The following is a 17,067-nucleotide window of genomic DNA, read 5'->3' as shown; positions in this document are numbered from 1 at the left end:
TCAGCGGCGCGCGGAGACGGCGGGTGGATTTCTCGGGCATTGCGGACGGTTTTGGCTTTGTCGGCTCGCAGCTGGGCCGGCTTTTGTTTTCGTTCGGCTCACACCTGTCCTTCAGCTCGCTCGGCGCCGCGCTTGTCATCGCCACGGCGTTCTACGCTGGGAAGCGCATCAAGCGCGGACGCAGGCTGAATGCCCGTGTGCTGTTCCGCGCGCTGTTCCCGAAGCGCATCGTCGACAGCCCGTCGAACAGCGCCGACATCGGCTATCTGTTCTTCAACGTGCTGGTGTTCGGCATCGTGTTCGGCTGGGCGATCCTGTCCTACGAGACGGTGACCAACGGCATCATTGCCGGGCTTGTCCGCTTGTTCGGCCAGCCGGCGCCGTCGGCGCTGCCGGCATGGGCGACGAACGCCGCCGTCACGGTGATGCTGTTTCTCGCCTACGAGCTTGGCTACTGGTTCAATCACTGGCTCAGTCATCGCGTGCCGGTGCTGTGGGAATTCCACAAGGTGCATCATTCGGCCGAAGTGCTGACGCCGCTGACGAACTTCCGCGTCCACCCAGTCTATGGCTGGATCTTCGCCAACATTCTTGCGCTGTCGACGGCGATCGCCAACGGCTTTGGCAACTACGCATTCGGCAATACCGCGCACCAGTACGCGCTTGCCGATACCAACATCATTCTGGTGTTCTTCATTCACACCTATGTCCACCTCCAGCACACGCATGTCTGGATGGCTTTCACCGGCCTGCTTGGCCGGCTGCTGGTGAGCCCGGCGCATCACCAGATCCACCATTCCAGCAATCCGGCGCATTTCAACCGCAACTACGGAAGCTGTCTGGCCGTGTGGGACTGGATGTTCGGCACGCTGCATGTGCCCGCACGCAAGCGCGAGGCGCTCACCTTCGGCGTCGAGCCGGATCGGTATCCGGCGCATACGGTGACCGGCGAATTGATCGCGCCCTTCCTGCGCGCCGGCGCACACATTGCCGCGATGCTGCCGTGGCGGCGCGCGACGCCGGATCTCGCGGCGCGGGACGGAAAATCGTCACGCGCGGCCTGAGCTTCGACGAGCCGCCTGCCGTCATCGCCCTGTCATAAAATCCGCGTCCTCACCGGATTTCTGTGAACGAACCGGCCTGCGGCCAACGGCGCGCTGTTGCACATGGCGCGACCGTGGTTAGCCTTGATCTGATTCCGATGAAGACACGCCGACGCAAAACAACGCGAGTTGCCGTGACGGCCGCAGGCGGCATCGTCATCCGCAATGGCCGGCGGCCGCTGTTCGCCGTCGTGCAGCGCCGCAAGGACGATTGCTGGGTCCTGCCGAAAGGCAAGCTCAAGCGCGGTGAGAAACCGGCGGCGGGCGCAAAGCGCGAGGCCGTCGAGGAAACCGGGCAGAACGTGCGCCTGCACGAATTCCTCGGCGCTGTCGCGTCCCAGGCCGGCGGCCGGCAAAAGGTCACCTCGTTCTGGCGCATGCAGGTCGCGCGCGGTCCGCGCCGCGAGCTTGCCGGTGATATCCGAGCGGTGGTCTGGCTGCCGCTGTCGTCCGCCATCGAGAAACTGAGCCTGCCGGTCGAACGCAGTTTCCTCGATCATGTCGGCAGCCACGCGCTCAAGCTCACGCGCACCGGCAAGACGCCGCGCAAACATCGCGCGGCGCGCACCGGGAAGAAACAAGCGTCGCCGCGCAAAGCGGCGCGCGTTGCGACGAAATCCCGAAAGACAAAAGTGTCGCCGCGCGTGCGCCTTCAGACGTCGGAGCGCCGGCGCAGCCGCGGCATTGAGACGGCCGCTCCGAGCGCCAACAACGCGGGCGTTGCGCGGCGCGGCCAGAAGAACATTCTCCGGCAATTTTGGGGCAAGTTGCGCCACAGCGCCGCCATAACGTGACGAAAATTTAACACGCCGGCGCCCCGCCAGCGGCCGAATCCAACGCCACATTCATCCGAGGTTCACGCAAAAAATCCGACTCTTGCGGGAACGAAACGATGGCGTTTCGCCTTTTAGTTAAGTCAAAGGAAGGTGTGCCATGATCAACATTCTGACGACCAGGACACTGACTGCTGTCGCCGCCGCCGGCGCGATTGCACTGTCGGCAGTCGCCATGCCACAGCAGGCCGAAGCGCGCGGACGCGGCGGCGCAGTTGCCGCAGGCGTGATCGGCGGCCTCGCGCTTGGCGCGATCGTCGGTTCGCAGTATCGCGGCGGTTATTATGGTGGGCCGTACGGCTACTACGGCGGCCCGGTCTATTATGCCGAACCGCGTTGCTGGTGGACCCGCCAGCGGGTGTGGGACGGCTACGGTGGCTACCATGTCCGCCGGGTTCGGGTCTGCCGCTAGCAGACCCGTCAGTCCATCGAAAAACGAGGAAAAGCCCGGCCGGGCTCTGGAACGGCCGGGTTTTTCGCATTTTCGCCCGATGTCCCGTTTCCGCCAAATTAATCAGCCCAGTCTATAGCCGGGACAAAGCTGGTTCTCGCCGGCCATCCCCGGCCGGCCGGTTTTCGGAGGGACATGCGATGAAGAAGGCCCTGATTGCTCTCGCAGCGGTCGCGACGATCGCCGCGGGCGCCCTCGCTGCGCCGACGCAAGCACAGGCGCGGTGTCACGGTTGCGGTGTCGCGGCCGGCGTGGTCGGCGGACTGGCGGCCGGCGCCATCATCGGCGGCGCGATCGCCAATTCGCAGCCGCGCTATTACGGCCCGCCGCGCGGCTATGTCGTCTATGACGACTATTACGCGGAAGCGCCCTATGGCTGCACGGACGGTTACTGGGCGCGCCGCCCGGTCGCCTTCGACCGCTGGGGCAACCCGGTGCGCTGGAGCCGGCCGCGTTACATCTGCCCTTAAGTCATTCGTAACAGCCGCGGACGATGATCGGGCCGGTTCGAACCGGCACGAGATTCGCCCATGCGACTGACAGCGATCGCTTCCACCGTGGCGCTTTTGAGCGCCGCGGCGTTTTCATATCCGGCGCAGGCCTATTGCCGCGGCTGCGCAAGCCCGCAAGCCGCCGCCGCTGCGGCGGCCGCGGCCGTCGCGGGAGCGACCTACGGCGCGACGATGATGCCCGGCGCCAACGCGCAGGCCTACGAGCCACCGCCGGTCGCGGACTCTTCCGCGACCTACCGCCCCGCTTCGTCGGAAACCAAGACCGGTTGCGCCAACGGAACGCGCCGCACCTGGACGGCCGACAGCGACGCGCCGGCGTCGCAAACCGAAAGCTGCGACTAGCTCACCGCTGATTTAATTCCCGCGCCGCATGCGCTCGAGCACGGCGGCAGTCGGCCAGCAATCGACCTTGAGGCCGTTTGCCTTCTGATAGGCGCCGAGCGCGGAGCGGGTCAGCATGCCCGCCTTGCCGTCGATCTTGTCCTTGTACAGACCGAGCGCAGCAAGCCGCTGCTGCATCGCCTCGACGTCGCGGGTGCGCAACTGCGCGTCCTTTTCCCACGGCGTCTCGAACGGCCTGCCGCCGGCGATGCGCTCGCTCAAATGCCCAACGAACAGCACGTAGAGGTCCGAATAGTTGTATTCCTTGATGACGAAGTAATTCTCCGTCGTCAGGAAGGCTGGTCCGTAACTACCCTCCGGCATCAACAGCGAGGCCGGCGCGGCGAGAGAGGCGCCCTCGATCCTGCGGCCGTATGCGGGAACGAAACCGTTGTTCAGCCACTCGGCGAGCGACCGCTTCACCGAAGGTTCGGCCTGCGTGCAGTCGACATTGCCGAGCACCTTCACCTCGACCGCCCAGGGCAAGCCCGGCTGCCAGCCCTTGGCGACGAGTTGTTGCGCGGCCGCCGCGAGTGCATCCGGCACCGAGGTCCAGATGTTTTTGCGGCCGTCGCCGTCATAGTCGATTGCGTAGCGGAAATAGTCGGTCGGCAGGAACTGCGTCAGCCCCATCGCCCCGCCCCATGACGAGCGCATGGACGCGCGCGGCACGCCATCCTGCAACATGCGCAGCGCCTTGACGAACTCGGCGCGGAACATGTCCTTGCGCCGGCCGGTGTAGCCTTGCGTCGCCAGCACGCGGATCGCGTCATAGGGAAGCTTGTAGCGGCCGTAGTCGGTCTCGCGGCCCCAGATCGCCAGCACGATCTCGCCCGGCACATGAAAGTCGCGCTCGATGCGCGCAAGCGTGTCGCGGTGGTCCGCGGCGAGCTTGCGGCCGTGCGCGGCCAGCCGGTTGATAGTCGTTTCTTTCAGATATTGGCCCGGCGTCAGCACGAACTCCGCCTGGCCGGGTGGCTGTTCCTTGCGGCCCGGAATGTGCAGGTCCGGCAGCGACAGGTCGGGCGTCAGATTGCGCGTGGCGGCGTCGAAGGTCTCGCGCGACACGCCGGCCGCCTGCGCGTCCGGCCACACGCCTTCAAGCCAGCGCTCGAACTGCGCATCGGCCGCCAGCGCCGGCAAACCCGCGAGCGCGAGCCAGACGAAGACGGCTGCGATGCCGCGGAGCGCAAGGCGGAAGATGCTGGTTCGGCCGGTCACGACGCCGGAGTTTCCATCGGAATCGGACCAAAAGCGGGCGGCGGAATCCGGCGTTTCGACGCAGCCTCATAGGCGGACGCGATCCGCAGCAGGACGTCCTCCCGGCCCGGCTCGGCGCGGAAGACGAGCGAAAACGGCAGGCCGGGCGCTGCAAGCTGCGTCGGCTGGTCCGAACCCACATGGAGATACTGCGTGCCGTCGTCGCTCAGCCGGTAGACCGGATCGTAGGCGGTGGTGACATAGCCCGCCGGGATCAGCACTTCGGTCAGGCCGGCATTCGGGCCGCTCAGCGACTCGAAGGTGAGGTTGTTGCGCAGGCCCTGCCCCGCGCCGCCGATGATGCCCGGCGGGAACGGCGTATGCAGCCGCACCAGCGCGTCGAGCCGGTTTTCGTAGATCACCATCATGTCGGCACGGCGCAGCACCTCGCGCAGCAGCATCCGCTCGGTGATGCCCTGCCGCTCGCCGACCGGATTGCGCATGTCGGTGAGTTCGTCCCAGTTGCGGAAGCCGGCGCGCTGGTCGTCGCCCCAGAACTTGGAACGAGCATTGAGCGCGGTGAAGTCGGCAAGCGTTTCGGTGAAACCCTTCGCCTTCCAGTCGGCGGCGCGGCGCGACAGATACTGGTTGATGTGGAAGCGGAAGGCGTTGGCGACCGCCTGATGCTGCACGGTGGCGAGATCGAGATTGGCCGGCGGCGCGATGCGGCCTTCGACCAGTGCCAGGCAATAGTCCATCGGCTTCATGCCGCCCGAACCGAACACCTTGCCGGGCTGGAATTCGGTCGGCGTAATCGCGGCGGCGACCTCCTTGAACACCGGCTCGCCCCTGTCGTCGAGCCGGAACAGGATGTCCGGCATCATCACCGGAACGAGCCGCGCCAGCGCCCGGCGAAAATCGACCCTCATCGGCTCGGCATCCGGGTCCGGTGTCCATTGCGGATCGGAGGATTCGACCAGTGCGGCGCCGAGCTGGCCCGCGAGCACGGTCTTGATCTCCTTCGCCGCCGCCGTGACGATCGGCACTTCGGTCTTCGAGCCGGGCCGCGCGACCATCGACTCGCGAATGACGCCGATGCGCAGCCCCTTCAATGCGCCGGCGCTGCCTGCGGCCTTGGCATGGACCGCGTAGGATGGCAGCACGGCGGAACGCGGCACGGTGGTGAAGGGGTCGCGCGGGTCGTAATAATCGCCGCCAGGATTTTTCAGTGCGTCGAGCACGCGGGCACAGTCCGCGATGGTGCGGGCATGGACGCCGGTGCGGTCCACGTAGATGTCGGCGCCGATCGCGCCGCCGTCGAAGCCGAGCATCGCCTTGTGCGGCAGGATCAACGCCACCGCGTTGTGGTTCGACGGACCGCGGCAGGACGCGCGCGTCTCCTCGCCGAGGCTGCACATCACGAGATTGGTCGAGACCGACAGCGCCGAACCGGCGCTGGAGCCAAGGGACGCGGCGCGCGTGGTGTCGTAGGGGTTCGACGGATTGCCGGCCCAGGTGCCGCGCTGGAAACCGAGCGTCGTGGTGAGCACCTTGTCCGGCTTGTGGCGGCCGCCGGGATCGTCGGGCCGGCCGTTATATTCGGTGTTGACGGCCTTGGCGAAGATGATCGCGCCCTTCTCGCGCAACTGCTCGACCAGAATGTGATCGCGCGCCGGAACGTCGATGTCGTAAGCCGCGTCCGCGCTGCAGGTCGTGCGCATATCCTTGGTGTCGAACGCATCCTTGAAGGAGAACACCACGCCATACATCGGCAGCGCGTCGAGATCGGGATTGCGGCCGTATTTCGCGTCGAGCGCGGCGGCCTGTTCCAGCGCATCCGGCAGATGGCGGAAATATTCGCACACCGGCGGCGCGCCTTTCGGCAACGGTCCGAGCGAGGGATGACGGTCGAAGTCGCCGCGGCAGGTCACCGAGCGTTCGCCGCGAATGTTGATGGTCGACAGCGCGTTGACCTGACCGGCATCGGGGATGCCGACGACCATGCCGAACTGCTGCTGCACCGAGGGGTCCGACGCGGTCGGCTCCATCCGGCCGTATTCGATCGGCGGGCCTTTGTATTTGTCGAGATCGGGCAGCAGCCGCGCGGCCGGGTAAGTCTGCGTCGGAAATGCGAGCGGCGCACCGCCGCGCACCGCGCCCGCCGCCGCCGGCACCGGCGCGCCATCCTTCGTCACCAGCATGCTGGCGACGCCGTTGAAGGCGCGCACGCGGGCGAGATAGTGCTTCACCACCGCGGTGCAAGTGGTTGCGCCCGAACGGATCGCGTCGTGCAATTCGGCGATGGTGGCTTCTTCGAGACGGAACGGCGTAACGGGATGGGTCATCGCGATCCTTTCGCCGGCGGAAAGCGCCGCCGCAAAACGCGCGAAATCCTAATCGCTCTCCGGTGGACAGGCCAGCCGCGTTTCCCGCATCGCAAGCTTGCGCGGCGCGCAAATGCCCCGGGCGCGGCGTCGCTAGTGATGGCCCTTGGCGGGATAGGCCGGCTGAATGCGCTCCACCGCCGCGATGCCGAGCGCGGACAGGATGAAGATGCAATGGATGATTGCCTGCCACATCACGCCGGTCGACGTGAAGGGCGAACTGTCCTGCCCAAGCTGCCCAGCATAGATGAACGTGCGCAGCAAATGGATCGACGAGATGCCGATGATCGCCATCGCGAGTTTGATCTTCAGCACGCTGGCGTTGACGTGGCTCAGCCATTCCGGCTGGTCGGGATGCTTTTCCAGTTCGAGCCGCGACACGAAGGTTTCGTAGCCGCCGACGATGACCATGATGAGCAGGTTCGAGATCATCACCACGTCGATTAGCCCGAGGACGACCAGCATGATCTCCTGTTCGGTGAACTTCACCGCGCCGAGCACGAGATGCCACAGGTCTTTCAGGAACAGGATGACATAGACGCCCTGTGCGACGATCAACCCGATATAGAGCGGCAGCTGCAGCCAGCGCGAACTGAAGATGAGTTGCGGCAGCGGCCGCAGCCCCTTCGTCCCCTTCGGCGGCACCGGAACATCGGCGGACATCGACATCGAGCGTCTCTCCATCAAAGCGCAAACCGCCGGACATCGGCGGCACAGGCGCATGCCTGCCCGGCTTTGCGGCAGATTTATAGACGATTCGCGGCCGGGCCACGCAAAGGGGAACCGGGATGCGGCACATTCGTTGTCCCCCGGAGCCACCAAACCGGCCGGGAGACCGTTATGAGCTATGTCCGCTTTGCCGCGATGATCGCGACCTCCACCGTCGTCATGTACGGCCTGATGTATCTGAACACATTCGCGCTCGAGCACGTCTGGTTCAGCCAGACGCGGCTCTGGATGGCGCTGCTGATGGGCGCGGTCATGGGCGCGGTGATGCTGGGCTTCATGTGGTCGATGTACCGCAACCGGACGGCGAACCTCGCCATCCTCGGCGCGGCCACGCTTGTCTTTGCAGCAAGCCTTTGGCTTATGCGCACCCAGGAGACGGTTTACGACGTCGCCTACATGAAGGCGATGATTCCGCATCACTCGATCGCCATCATGACCAGCGAGCGGGCGCATATCCGCGACCCCCGCGTGCGGAAACTGGCCGACGGCATCATCGAGGCGCAGGTGCGCGAGATTGGAGAGATGGAGGCCCTGATCGCCGACCTCCGGCAAAATCCCCCACCCGCAGGCGCGCCCGACCTGCAGCCCCGCCTGCCGCAGTAAGCTCGCGCGCGACAAGCCGGGCGAACTGTGCGCATGATAAGCGGACGGCCGTTCCGGGAGGCCGGCAGGCCGGGACGGCATCGGGGGATCAAGCATGAAGAAGACCATCATCGCCGTGACGGCGGCGGCATTTCTGCTGACGGGCACGTCGCTCGCCTCGGCGCAGCTCTGCATCGTCGGCATCTTCGCCGCCGCGGCCATCGTGGGCGCCAAGGAGAAGCGCGAGCTGACCACCAAGGAAGCGAGGAGCTGCGGCCTGCTGCTCGGCCAGGACAAGGAAGGCGAAGCCAAGCTCGCCAAAAAGAAGACCGCGAAAAAGGTGGCCAGAAAGCCTGCGGCCAAACGCAAGAGCCAATAGCGGCCGGCAGCGCGGGCGGACGCGCTGGCCTGCCACAAACGGTAATAAAATATTTATGCAATCTGGATTAAGGTCGCGCATGACGATGCAGGCGACCGCAATCCCGACCAGCAACGGCGCCGTCTCGCGCGAGACCGTGAAGACGTTCTATGACGCCTATATCTCGCGCGATCCGCAACGGATCGGCGCGATGGTGACCGACGACGTCGAATGGCATGTCGCCGGCCCGGTGTCGGTGGTGCAGATCTGCGGCACCTGGCGCGGCCGCGAAGCGGTGGTCGAACGCTTCGCCAATTACATCCCCGGCATCATCGCCTTTCAGTCGCTGGAGATCGAGAAGCTGCTGGTCGACGACGACGCGAGCGCGATGTTCGGCCGCATCATCAGCCGGCACGTCCCGAGCGGCCGCATCATCAGCCACCGCGTCTCGCATCTGGTGCGCTATCGCGACGGCAAGGCGGCGACCTTCCGCTGCATCAACGACAGCCTCGACGCCGCCGAGCAGTTCATCGGCCACGCCATCGACTTCACCGCCGACGCGCCGCCGGTCTCGGACGACATCGTCGAGGTGTGAGAGGCTCGCGCCGGACGCGCGACTGTCCAATCCAGCCATGAGTCATCCTTCTCGCGGCGCGGTTTCACGTCCGAGTTGCATTTTTGGTGGCGCGAATGGGGCAAGCCCCAAGCGCGCTGGGCTTTCACCTCACAACAAAAGTGTGAGGGGAACGGAGCGCCGGAAGGCGCAAACCGTGTCTGTCCGCCTTTGCGAAGACGGCGCGTGTTGGGCGCGCTCAAGTTTACGCAGTTCGCGCAAACAAGAGCCAACACGCTCGCCTTCCGGCGCTCCATCGCGGCATTTAACGGTGCGGGCCGCGCGATCGGGACACCGGAGCTGCGCCGCCGATTAGGGCGGCGGTTGCCGGGCCGTACCTGCAAGCTCCTTGCGTCCGGGCCGTAGTACCCGGAGGGCGGAGCCCCGCACCGCCCGGAGACAGGATTACGAGTCCCGTCCGCAGGCGCCGCACCCTTCCCCATTCTCAGGACGTCTCGCGAGAACGCCTCTCATGGAAAGGGTGATAGGAATATATACGCATTTATCACCTTAAAAAATGTGTATTAAATCCTATCGCACGGACCAGAAAACAGAGTCCGGTCAACAGGTTGTGCCAACCCGCGAAATGATCGAGGCGGGCTCCGATGTCATTCAGGAGACCCGCGAGTATCTGGATTCTTACGGGATGGCTGAGGCGGTCTATATCGCCATGCAGGCACGCCAACCGCGAGCGCTTCGCTAGCACGGTTGCTGGAAGCAAGGCGGTCTAGCTGGAGGGAAATGCTTTCGCAATCGCCGGCCATCGCCTGCAATTCCGGCAGTGTGTAGATGTCGAATTCCGAATTTTCCGCCGTCTTTGAACTGAGTATGTTGGTCACGAATATGCCGGTTGCGCCGCAGCCGGTGACGCGATGAACGAGATTGTGCCGTCGGCCTGAGATGGTTTTGAGTTGGCCGAGACAGGCTTCGACGATGGCTACGGCTTCGCCGGTCAGGGCGGGTTTGGTTCTGTCCTCTGGCTCGATCCTGAGTAAAGCCCGCGCGCGTTCCGTCATGTCGGTCAGTCGCATCCCTGCAAAGAGCGCCCGGGCGATTTCATCATCAAGGCGGGAAAGTTTTCGGGCGATCATGTGAACACCGGCTTCTGCGCTGGCGAAGGCCGTGATAAATCTACCGACAGCTTCATAAAGAGGGCTTTCGTCAGAATTCATGCCATCCCCCAAAAACAAAGCTCCCGCGCTGAAAAAGCGCAAACGTGAAAAGCTAGAGGCCGAATTGGAATCCGGCCCGAAGGTTGATCGCAAGCGCGATCAGATCATGCGCAACATGCTTGCGATGCCGCCAAAACAGCAAAGCGAGATGAAGCTTGGCAAGCGCGGCAAATAGATCCTATCCGATTACTTCTTTCTTGGCCTGCGCGAGTAGTAAGGGCCGATACTTAGCGATAGCGCGGTCAAACGTGTCGTCTTCCTCGTAATATTCGGCGTCAGAAGAACTCATTTCCTTGTTCATTTCGTCGAGCAAATTTCTAAATCCATCGGAAATGATTAAATACTCAGCGCTCGACTTCTTACGAAGCTCACTCATGTGGCCGACGATTTTTTGAGTGTGTTGTTGCTCTGTTTCAGAAGTGAAATAACGATCCCATCCGACATGCGAAATGCACTCGTCAGCAACATCAATTACCTGTTGAATCTGCGATAGTTCGTGCAAGATTGAGCCATAAGTGTTTCGTCGAAGTTCGATGAGTTTTTCTTTGCTCGCATTTCTAAAGGTGAGCCATCCGCCCAGGGCGACACCTATAAGACCGCTCAACGCGGAGATTAAAGCCGTGGCAATTTCCATCGGTACGGCCCCTGAAATGGCAAACATCTACCGTGCCGCTTAGGCAGCATGGCGAGATGAGACTTTGAAAAAGGAAAGCGCTAAAGGGTGAAGCTTATCCTCAGTCTACAGTCTCTTTCCAATGCGCCCCACATGGCGCTTGAAATCGCTGAGAGGTTTACTGGCAACACTCTCGGCGTGAGCGAAAACCATCTCCCTCACCTTAGCGTTGATATCCGCATAGGTGCCGATCTCCTGCCCACAGGTCTGGCATGTGACGACAGAGTTATCGGCTGGTGGATCGTCGCTTGTGCTAATAGTCCCGCCGCATTTCGCGCATACCCCGAGACCGGAAACAAAGCTCTCAGTCATGACTCCGCATCCTTTGGCGGAGCCGCGCGCCAGCATTGATGAAAAAGCGTCCGCGTTTGGCTCTTTCCGCGCCGCGGGCGTTGGTGGGTCGGCGACCGAGAATCGCCGACCCACATTAGCCGATCACAAAACTAGATTTTGGGAAGAGCCAGTTTGCGCTTTCTCCACAGTAGAAAGCGCTTCGCGGCGTGTTTTGCAGACCTAATTTTGGTGAGGCCGTCGATAGGTGAGGCGCTTGCCTTCTGCGCCCTTCGCGATCAATTCAGCGCGGGCAACATCTTCAACGCCGAGACCGGAGCGGTTGCAGTAACGGAACGAGAATTCGTCCAAGTAGCGCTGCAAGTGCTGCTCGCCGCAGAAGTGATAGGTGCCCTTCATGCCGCGCTTGAAGGTGCCAAAGAAGTTCTCGACTGCATTGGTCGTCTGGCCTTCGTCGCCAACATAGTAGCCGCGCTGGTTCCAGCCGTGATTGACGGTCTTGTGCGCGGCGAACTCTTTGCCGACTTCCGTGTAGAGGCGGCTTTCATCGGTGTGCAGTTCGCTTGAACGGTGAGCGTTGCGAACCAGAACATCGCGCACGGTCTTTGCATTCGCAGTCTTGACGTGAAAGGCGCGAGCGCGCCCAGACGGCTTCTCGACAAGGCCGACAACGGACGCCTTGTGGCTATGACCCTTGCGGTAGCCCTTCGCGCGCTTCGATGAATTGCCGTAGTAGGTTTCGTCGGCCTGAATGCTGGAACCTTCGCCACCCATCGGGGACGGGTTGCCATCGCGCATCGCCTCACGAATGCGGTGCATCATGAACCAAGTAGACTTGTAGGAAATGCCCAACATGCGATGCAGTTGGTGAGCGGACATGCCCTTCTTGCTGGCGGCCATCAAGTGCATCGCCAGCCACCACTTCGAGAGTGGAATCTTGGAGCGTTCAAAGACGGTGCCCACGGTCACGGTGAACTGGCCCTTGCATTCGTTGCAGTAGAACAGGCCCGGACGGTGTGACTGCTTCTCGCCTTCGATCTTCGCAATTCGCTCAGGGTCCGAATTGCCGCAGTGAGGGCAGATCGGGCCTTCCGGCCAGCGGATCGCCTCCAAGTGCTCGCGAGCCTTGGTTTCGTCGGTGAAGATCGGGTTGGTGAGGTTGGCAGACATCGGTGGCTCCTTATGGCCCTATTTATGGGCCTTCCCACCACTTTTGTCAAGGTTATAAATGCGAATATATACCTTTATCGGGAATTGTCAAGACAGGCGCGCGAGAACCCGCCGCAAGCGCAGCCCGCTAAGTCAAGGAGATTGACCCATCGGGTGCGGCGCGCCCGCTATAATCGCGCCGCACTTGCAGTCGGGTCGTAGCGATGGGGCCGCCGCGTTCCAGCGGCGCCGGGGGATACCGATGGATGCGCTGCTCGTCGCGGTCTTGTTCGGCGTCGCGCTCATTCTCGCCGCCCCGATCCTTCATTCGTGGCTCCCGCGCCAGGTCACCGAAGGGCTGTCGCTCGCCGGCCTCGCGCTCGAGGCGTTCGGCTTTGCCGCATCCTGCATCGCGTTCGACGGGTTCGACGCCGCGCTCGCCATCTCCGGCGCGACGCTCGGCTGGGGGCTGGCCGTTTACCTGGCGCTGCAGATCAAGCTGCACGGAATAAAGATTCCCGGACCGCTCGTCGCGGAGGAACACTGCGTCAGCAGGCTGACGCGCGGCCAGCACAGCCGCGTGCCGCAAAGCGGGCTTTTCGCGAAGCTGACCAGCACGTTCAGCGAGCTTGCCTGGATCTTCGAATGCACGCCGACCGACAGCTCGCTGGAGGAATATTTCTCCGCCTACGGCTACGACTATTACGTCGTGTGGTTCTGGTTCTACGACATCCCCGGCTATACGCGCACCATCAACATTCAGTGCGAAATCGACAAGAATGGCCGCTGCGCGATGGCGAACCCGGTCGACGCGCACGGCTCGACCGCGCCGAAGGACCGCTCGCTCGCCGGCTGCATCGCCGAGCAGGTCACCTACGAGCCCGACGCCGTCACCATCGTCGTTGCGATGGGCGTCGCGCTCGACGCGGCCACCATCACGGTGAACCTGAAAGCCGGCAAGAAGGGCGTCGGCGCCAGCGCCAACATCAAATTTCCCAGCGCCTCGAAGAATTCCGGCAGCGTCGACATGGGGACCTTCAAATGGGTGTGCGCCGGCGATCATGCGATGGCGCCGCCCGCCACGACGCCGGGCCATGCCGCCGGGCCGACCGAGCATGAGGAGGACGAAAACGACTGCGGTTTCAGCCAAGCGCTGGCGCTGGTCGTCCGCGACGGGCCGGAACTCGGCTACATCAAGTATTCCTACAAGATATCGATCAGCGGCGACGAGGAAGCGGAGGACGACGACCTCGACATCGTGCTCGACGAGGACGGACACTTCAACGACAGCATCGACTTCGATCCCATCGTCGTCGAGGGTGGCTGCACAACCGATTTCACCTACAAGGCCGAGTTCGAATTCGAGGTGTTCGACGAGAACGACGTCTCGCTCGGCAGCGGCACCGCCGAGGTGACGACATATGTGAAGGACTGCAAGGTCGATGGCGACGACAATGTCACGCTCGACTTCGACCTGCAGATCGCAAGCACCAAGATCGACGGCTTCCTGCGGCTGACCGACTTCCTCTGCGTGTGAAGCCGGCGTCACCGATCGCGGTCGCAGCGCCAACCCTCTCGAATAAAGCACCTCACCGGTGATCCAGGCTGGCCCGGCGGGCGTATTACGCCGGTGACGAGGGTTTGCATGCGCGTATTCGCCGCCATCGTTTCCGAGTTCGCCGCCGGGCAGAGCGGCGCGCCGCTCGTCATGCGCCTTTTTCACCGCGCATTTCCGCCCTCGCGCCGCGTCCCCTGCGCGCGAGCGACGTCCGCCTGCGTCGCGTTCCTGCTTCTGATCGCGAGCCTTCCGGCCGCGGCAGGTCCGGCGCGGGCGGACGACATTTTCGGCACATGGAAGCGCGGCGACGGCAAGGCGCTGGTGAAGATCGCCCCCTGCGGCGACGCGATCTGCGCCACCAATCTCTGGATCAAGGACCCGCACGCGCAGAACGAGAACGTCGGCGACAGACTAGTGTTCCGGATCGCCGAGAAAGGCGGCCGCTGGGACGGCACGGCTTACGACCCGCAGCGCAAGCTGTCCTTCACCGCAAAGCTCGAGGCCGGCGCGGCGACGATGACGACGACGGGCTGCATGCTCGCCGGGATCGTCTGCAACACCACGCGGTGGACGCGGGAATAGCGGCGCGGGATTAGGCCGCCGTTACGCTGCGACCCGCCCGCTCAGTTCGGGCACTGGCGATAGCCGAACTTTCGAATGATGTCGGCGCCAGAGATCGTGTGGAACTCGAAGGAGCTTACATAGCCGTTCTTCACGAGATAATTGCGCAGCGCCGGCTTGTAAGCGGCGAGCATCGCAGCCTGCCGTTTCGGCGGCGGCTTCTGGCCCGCCTCGTTCGGAAACAGCGCGGCGTGGAACAGCAGCCGCGCGCCCGGATCGACGCAGACGTTCTTGATCGCGAGCAGCATCGTGCAGGACGACTGACAGCTTCCCTCGATGCGGAAGCGTTCGCCGCTCTTGTTGTATTGCGCGATGATCGCGCCGGGATTGATACGCCCGCCGCCGCCATAGGGCCGTGACGAACCGTCGGCCAGCGCCGGCGCGACCCCGAGAACCGCGACGAACGTAAAGACATAAAACAACGACGACCTGATGCAGGCCATGACACGCCCCCCTGTTACGGCGGCACGCCTCCGGTCTCGCGCGATCCGGCACGCCGAAACGTTTCCGCCGCCCCGGCCATCATGGCAAAGGCCGCGGCGCTTGTCATCGGACCGGAGACAACGCTAGCGGCTGAACTTCTTGTATTTCAGCCGGTGCGGGATAATCGAGTCCGTGCCCAACCGGCGCATCTTGTCGGCCTCGTAGTCCTGGAAGTTGCCCTCGAACCATTCGACATGGCTGTCGCCTTCGAAGGCCAGGATGTGGGTCGCGATGCGGTCGAGGAACCAGCGGTCGTGGCTGATGATGACGGCGCAGCCGGCGAAGTCTTCCAGCGCCTCCTCGAGTGCCCGAAGCGTATCGACGTCGAGATCGTTGGTCGGCTCGTCGAGCAGCAGCACGTTGGCGCCGGAGCGCAGCATCTTGGCGAGATGCACGCGGTTGCGCTCGCCGCCGGAGAGCTGGCCGACCTTCTTCTGCTGATCCGCGCCCTTGAAGTTGAAGGCGCCGCAATAGGCGCGCGAGTTCACTTCCTTCTTGCCGACCAGGATGATGTCCTGCCCGTTGGAGATCTCCTCCCACACGGTTTTCTTGCCGTCGAGTGAGTCGCGCGACTGGTCGACATAGCCGAGCTGCACGCTCTCACCGACGGTGATGGTGCCGCTGTCGGGCTTGTCCTGCCCGGTGATCATGCGGAACAGCGTGGTCTTGCCGGCGCCGTTCGGGCCGATGACGCCGACGATGCCGCCGGGCGGCAGCTTGAAGGTCAGGTCGTCGATCAGCAGGTTGTCGCCGAAGCCCTTGGCCAGATGCTCGAAGTTGACGACGTTCTGCCCGAGCCGCTCGGCGACCGGGATGACGATCTGCGCGACGGCGTTGACCTTGGCGTTGGCGACCTTGAGCAGTTCCTCGTAGCGCTCGTAGCGCGCCTTCGACTTCGCCTGCCGCGCCTTCGGCGAGGAGCGCACCCACTCCGACTCTCTTTCAAGAGTCCGGCGGCGTGCTTCGTCCTCGCGGCCTTCCTGCTCGAGACGCTTCTGCTTCTGTGCGAGCCAGGAGGTGTAGTTGCCCTCGTAAGGGATGCCGCGGCCGTGGTCGAGCTCGAGAATCCACCCCGTCACGTTGTCGAGGAAGTAACGGTCGTGGGTGACGATCAGGATCGCGCCGGGATAATCGCGCAGGTGGCCTTCGAGCCAGTTCACGCTTTCGGCGTCGAGATGGTTGGTCGGCTCGTCGAGCAGCAGGAGGTCCGGCTGATCGAGCAGCAGCTTGCACAGCGCGACGCGGCGGCGCTCGCCGCCCGACAGCTTGGCGACGTCCGCGTCGTCCGGCGGGCAGCGCAGCGCGTCCATCGCCAGATCGACCTGGCTGTCGAGATCCCAGAGGTTCTTGGCGTCGATCTCGTCCTGCAGCTTCGCCATCTCGTCGGCGGTCTCGTCCGAGTAATTGGTGGCGAGGTCGTTGTAGCGGTCGAGCAGCGCCTTCTTGGCGGCGACGCCCTCCATCACGTTCTCGCGGACCGTCTTGTCGGGGTCGAGCTGCGGTTCCTGCTCCAGATAGCCGACGCGGGCGCCCTCCGCGACCCAGCCGTCGCCGGCATAGTCGGTGTCGATGCCGGCCATGATGCGCAGCAGGGTCGATTTGCCGGACCCGTTGACGCCGAGCACGCCGATCTTGGCGTCCGGGTAGAAGGACAGGTTGATGTTCTCCAGCACCTTCTTGCCGGTCGGATAGGCCTTGGTCAGGCCCTGCATGTGATAGATGAATTGCCGGCCGTTCATGGTCGCGGTGAACCCTCGAAAAATGCTGGGAAAGTCGTGGCTGATGTAGCGGCGGAACCGCCAAAGGGCAAGGACCGCGGCATTTCTTCACGGTCATTCCGGGGCGCGGCGAAGCCGCGAACCCGGAATCCAGACGCGAACGCGGAGCCTGTCTCTGGATTCCGGGTTCGTCGCGCCTTCATCCTTCGGGCGAAGGCGCACGCCCCGGAATGACGGGGTCGGTAATCGCCCGGTA

Annotated in this window: 19 protein-coding genes; 11 read left to right on the top strand and 8 right to left on the bottom strand. The window is 63.7% G+C overall.

All coding sequences use genetic code 11. The features are described 5' to 3' along the window. Nucleotides 1-23 precede the first annotated feature (23 nt). From AB7F10_RS13645 to AB7F10_RS13625, 5 genes are all read left to right on the top strand, one after another. Nucleotides 24-1,064, top strand: a complete 1,041-nt coding sequence (locus tag AB7F10_RS13645; protein ID WP_428562157.1) for a sterol desaturase family protein — start codon at nt 24-26, stop codon at nt 1,062-1,064. Nucleotides 1,065-1,237: 173 nt separating this feature from the next. Next, nucleotides 1,238-1,897, top strand: coding sequence for an NUDIX hydrolase (locus AB7F10_RS13640; RefSeq protein ID WP_428562159.1), 660 nt, complete (start codon nt 1,238-1,240; stop codon nt 1,895-1,897). 139 nt (nt 1,898-2,036) lie between these two features. Further along, the gene (locus tag AB7F10_RS13635) at nt 2,037-2,348 is read left to right on the top strand and encodes a hypothetical protein (RefSeq protein ID WP_428562161.1); all 312 of its coding nucleotides are present in this window, start codon (nt 2,037-2,039) and stop codon (nt 2,346-2,348) included. A 179-nt stretch (nt 2,349-2,527) separates the two neighbouring features. Continuing rightward, entirely contained in the window at nt 2,528-2,857 is a 330-nt protein-coding gene (locus tag AB7F10_RS13630; RefSeq protein WP_428562163.1) for a hypothetical protein, read from the top strand. A gap of 60 nt (nt 2,858-2,917) precedes the next feature. Continuing rightward, nucleotides 2,918-3,241: a hypothetical protein gene (locus AB7F10_RS13625; protein WP_428562165.1), complete on the top strand. Its 324-nt coding sequence runs from the start codon at nt 2,918-2,920 to the stop codon at nt 3,239-3,241. A 12-nt stretch (nt 3,242-3,253) separates the two neighbouring features. On the opposite strand, the gene AB7F10_RS13620 is transcribed toward AB7F10_RS13625, so the two are convergent. From AB7F10_RS13620 to AB7F10_RS13610, 3 genes are all read right to left on the bottom strand, one after another. Continuing rightward, nucleotides 3,254-4,501, bottom strand: coding sequence for a lytic murein transglycosylase (locus AB7F10_RS13620; RefSeq protein ID WP_428562167.1), 1,248 nt, complete (start codon nt 4,499-4,501; stop codon nt 3,254-3,256). Then, nucleotides 4,498-6,825: an amidase family protein gene (locus AB7F10_RS13615; RefSeq protein ID WP_428562169.1), complete on the bottom strand. Its 2,328-nt coding sequence runs from the start codon at nt 6,823-6,825 to the stop codon at nt 4,498-4,500. The genes AB7F10_RS13620 and AB7F10_RS13615 overlap by 4 nt, the downstream gene beginning before the upstream one ends. Nucleotides 6,826-6,957: 132 nt before the next feature. Continuing rightward, nucleotides 6,958-7,533 carry a TIGR00645 family protein gene (locus AB7F10_RS13610; RefSeq protein ID WP_428562171.1) on the bottom strand — a complete coding sequence of 192 codons (576 nt, stop codon included), beginning with the start codon at nt 7,531-7,533 and terminating at the stop codon, nt 6,958-6,960. Nucleotides 7,534-7,704: 171 nt separating this feature from the next. On the opposite strand from AB7F10_RS13610, the gene AB7F10_RS13605 reads away from it, so the two are divergent. The 3 genes from AB7F10_RS13605 (at nt 7,705) to AB7F10_RS13595 (ending at nt 9,128) form a co-directional block, all read left to right on the top strand. After that, the gene (locus AB7F10_RS13605) at nt 7,705-8,196 is read left to right on the top strand and encodes a DUF305 domain-containing protein (RefSeq protein WP_428562173.1); all 492 of its coding nucleotides are present in this window, start codon (nt 7,705-7,707) and stop codon (nt 8,194-8,196) included. A gap of 94 nt (nt 8,197-8,290) precedes the next feature. After that, nucleotides 8,291-8,554: a hypothetical protein gene (locus AB7F10_RS13600; protein WP_428562175.1), complete on the top strand. Its 264-nt coding sequence runs from the start codon at nt 8,291-8,293 to the stop codon at nt 8,552-8,554. Between the two features lie 79 nt (nt 8,555-8,633). Beyond that, complete coding sequence (locus AB7F10_RS13595) at nt 8,634-9,128, top strand: nuclear transport factor 2 family protein (RefSeq protein WP_428562177.1); 495 nt, start codon at nt 8,634-8,636, stop codon at nt 9,126-9,128. A gap of 626 nt (nt 9,129-9,754) precedes the next feature. Here AB7F10_RS13595 and AB7F10_RS13590 read toward each other — a convergent pair. Then, entirely contained in the window at nt 9,755-10,318 is a 564-nt protein-coding gene (locus AB7F10_RS13590; RefSeq protein WP_428562179.1) for a hypothetical protein, read from the bottom strand. Here AB7F10_RS13590 and AB7F10_RS13585 point away from each other — a divergent pair. After that, on the top strand, nt 10,317-10,493 hold the full coding sequence (locus AB7F10_RS13585) for a hypothetical protein (protein ID WP_428562181.1): 177 nt from the start codon (nt 10,317-10,319) through the stop codon (nt 10,491-10,493). The two genes, AB7F10_RS13590 and AB7F10_RS13585, sit on opposite strands and share 2 nt — an antisense overlap. A 3-nt stretch (nt 10,494-10,496) precedes the next feature. Here the strand turns inward: AB7F10_RS13585 and AB7F10_RS13580 are convergent, their stop codons facing one another. Continuing rightward, on the bottom strand, nt 10,497-10,979 hold the full coding sequence (locus AB7F10_RS13580) for a hypothetical protein (protein WP_428562183.1): 483 nt from the start codon (nt 10,977-10,979) through the stop codon (nt 10,497-10,499). A 525-nt stretch (nt 10,980-11,504) separates the two neighbouring features. Beyond that, a complete protein-coding gene (locus AB7F10_RS13575) occupies nt 11,505-12,452 on the bottom strand; it encodes an IS1595 family transposase (protein ID WP_428562185.1) in 948 nt (315 codons plus the stop codon). Nucleotides 12,453-12,693: 241 nt separating this feature from the next. Between AB7F10_RS13575 and AB7F10_RS13570 the strand changes: the two genes are divergently transcribed. Together AB7F10_RS13570 and AB7F10_RS13565 are read left to right on the top strand one after the other, a co-directional pair. After that, nucleotides 12,694-13,968: a hypothetical protein gene (locus tag AB7F10_RS13570; RefSeq protein ID WP_428562187.1), complete on the top strand. Its 1,275-nt coding sequence runs from the start codon at nt 12,694-12,696 to the stop codon at nt 13,966-13,968. A gap of 108 nt (nt 13,969-14,076) precedes the next feature. Continuing rightward, complete coding sequence (locus AB7F10_RS13565; RefSeq protein WP_428562189.1) at nt 14,077-14,571, top strand: DUF2147 domain-containing protein; 495 nt, start codon at nt 14,077-14,079, stop codon at nt 14,569-14,571. Between the two features lie 41 nt (nt 14,572-14,612). Here the strand turns inward: AB7F10_RS13565 and AB7F10_RS13560 are convergent, their stop codons facing one another. Further along, the gene (locus tag AB7F10_RS13560; protein ID WP_428562191.1) at nt 14,613-15,053 is read right to left on the bottom strand and encodes a hypothetical protein; all 441 of its coding nucleotides are present in this window, start codon (nt 15,051-15,053) and stop codon (nt 14,613-14,615) included. Between the two features lie 123 nt (nt 15,054-15,176). Further along, nucleotides 15,177-16,832 (bottom strand): energy-dependent translational throttle protein EttA, encoded by a 1,656-nt coding sequence (ettA, locus tag AB7F10_RS13555; RefSeq protein ID WP_428562193.1) that lies wholly within the window; start codon nt 16,830-16,832, stop codon nt 15,177-15,179. Nucleotides 16,833-17,067 lie beyond the last annotated feature (235 nt).

The sequence above is a fragment of the Pseudolabrys sp. genome (assembly GCF_050250095.1).
Taxonomy (GTDB): Bacteria; Pseudomonadota; Alphaproteobacteria; order Rhizobiales; family Xanthobacteraceae; genus Pseudolabrys.
This window is presented reverse-complemented; position numbering and strand designations above follow the sequence as displayed.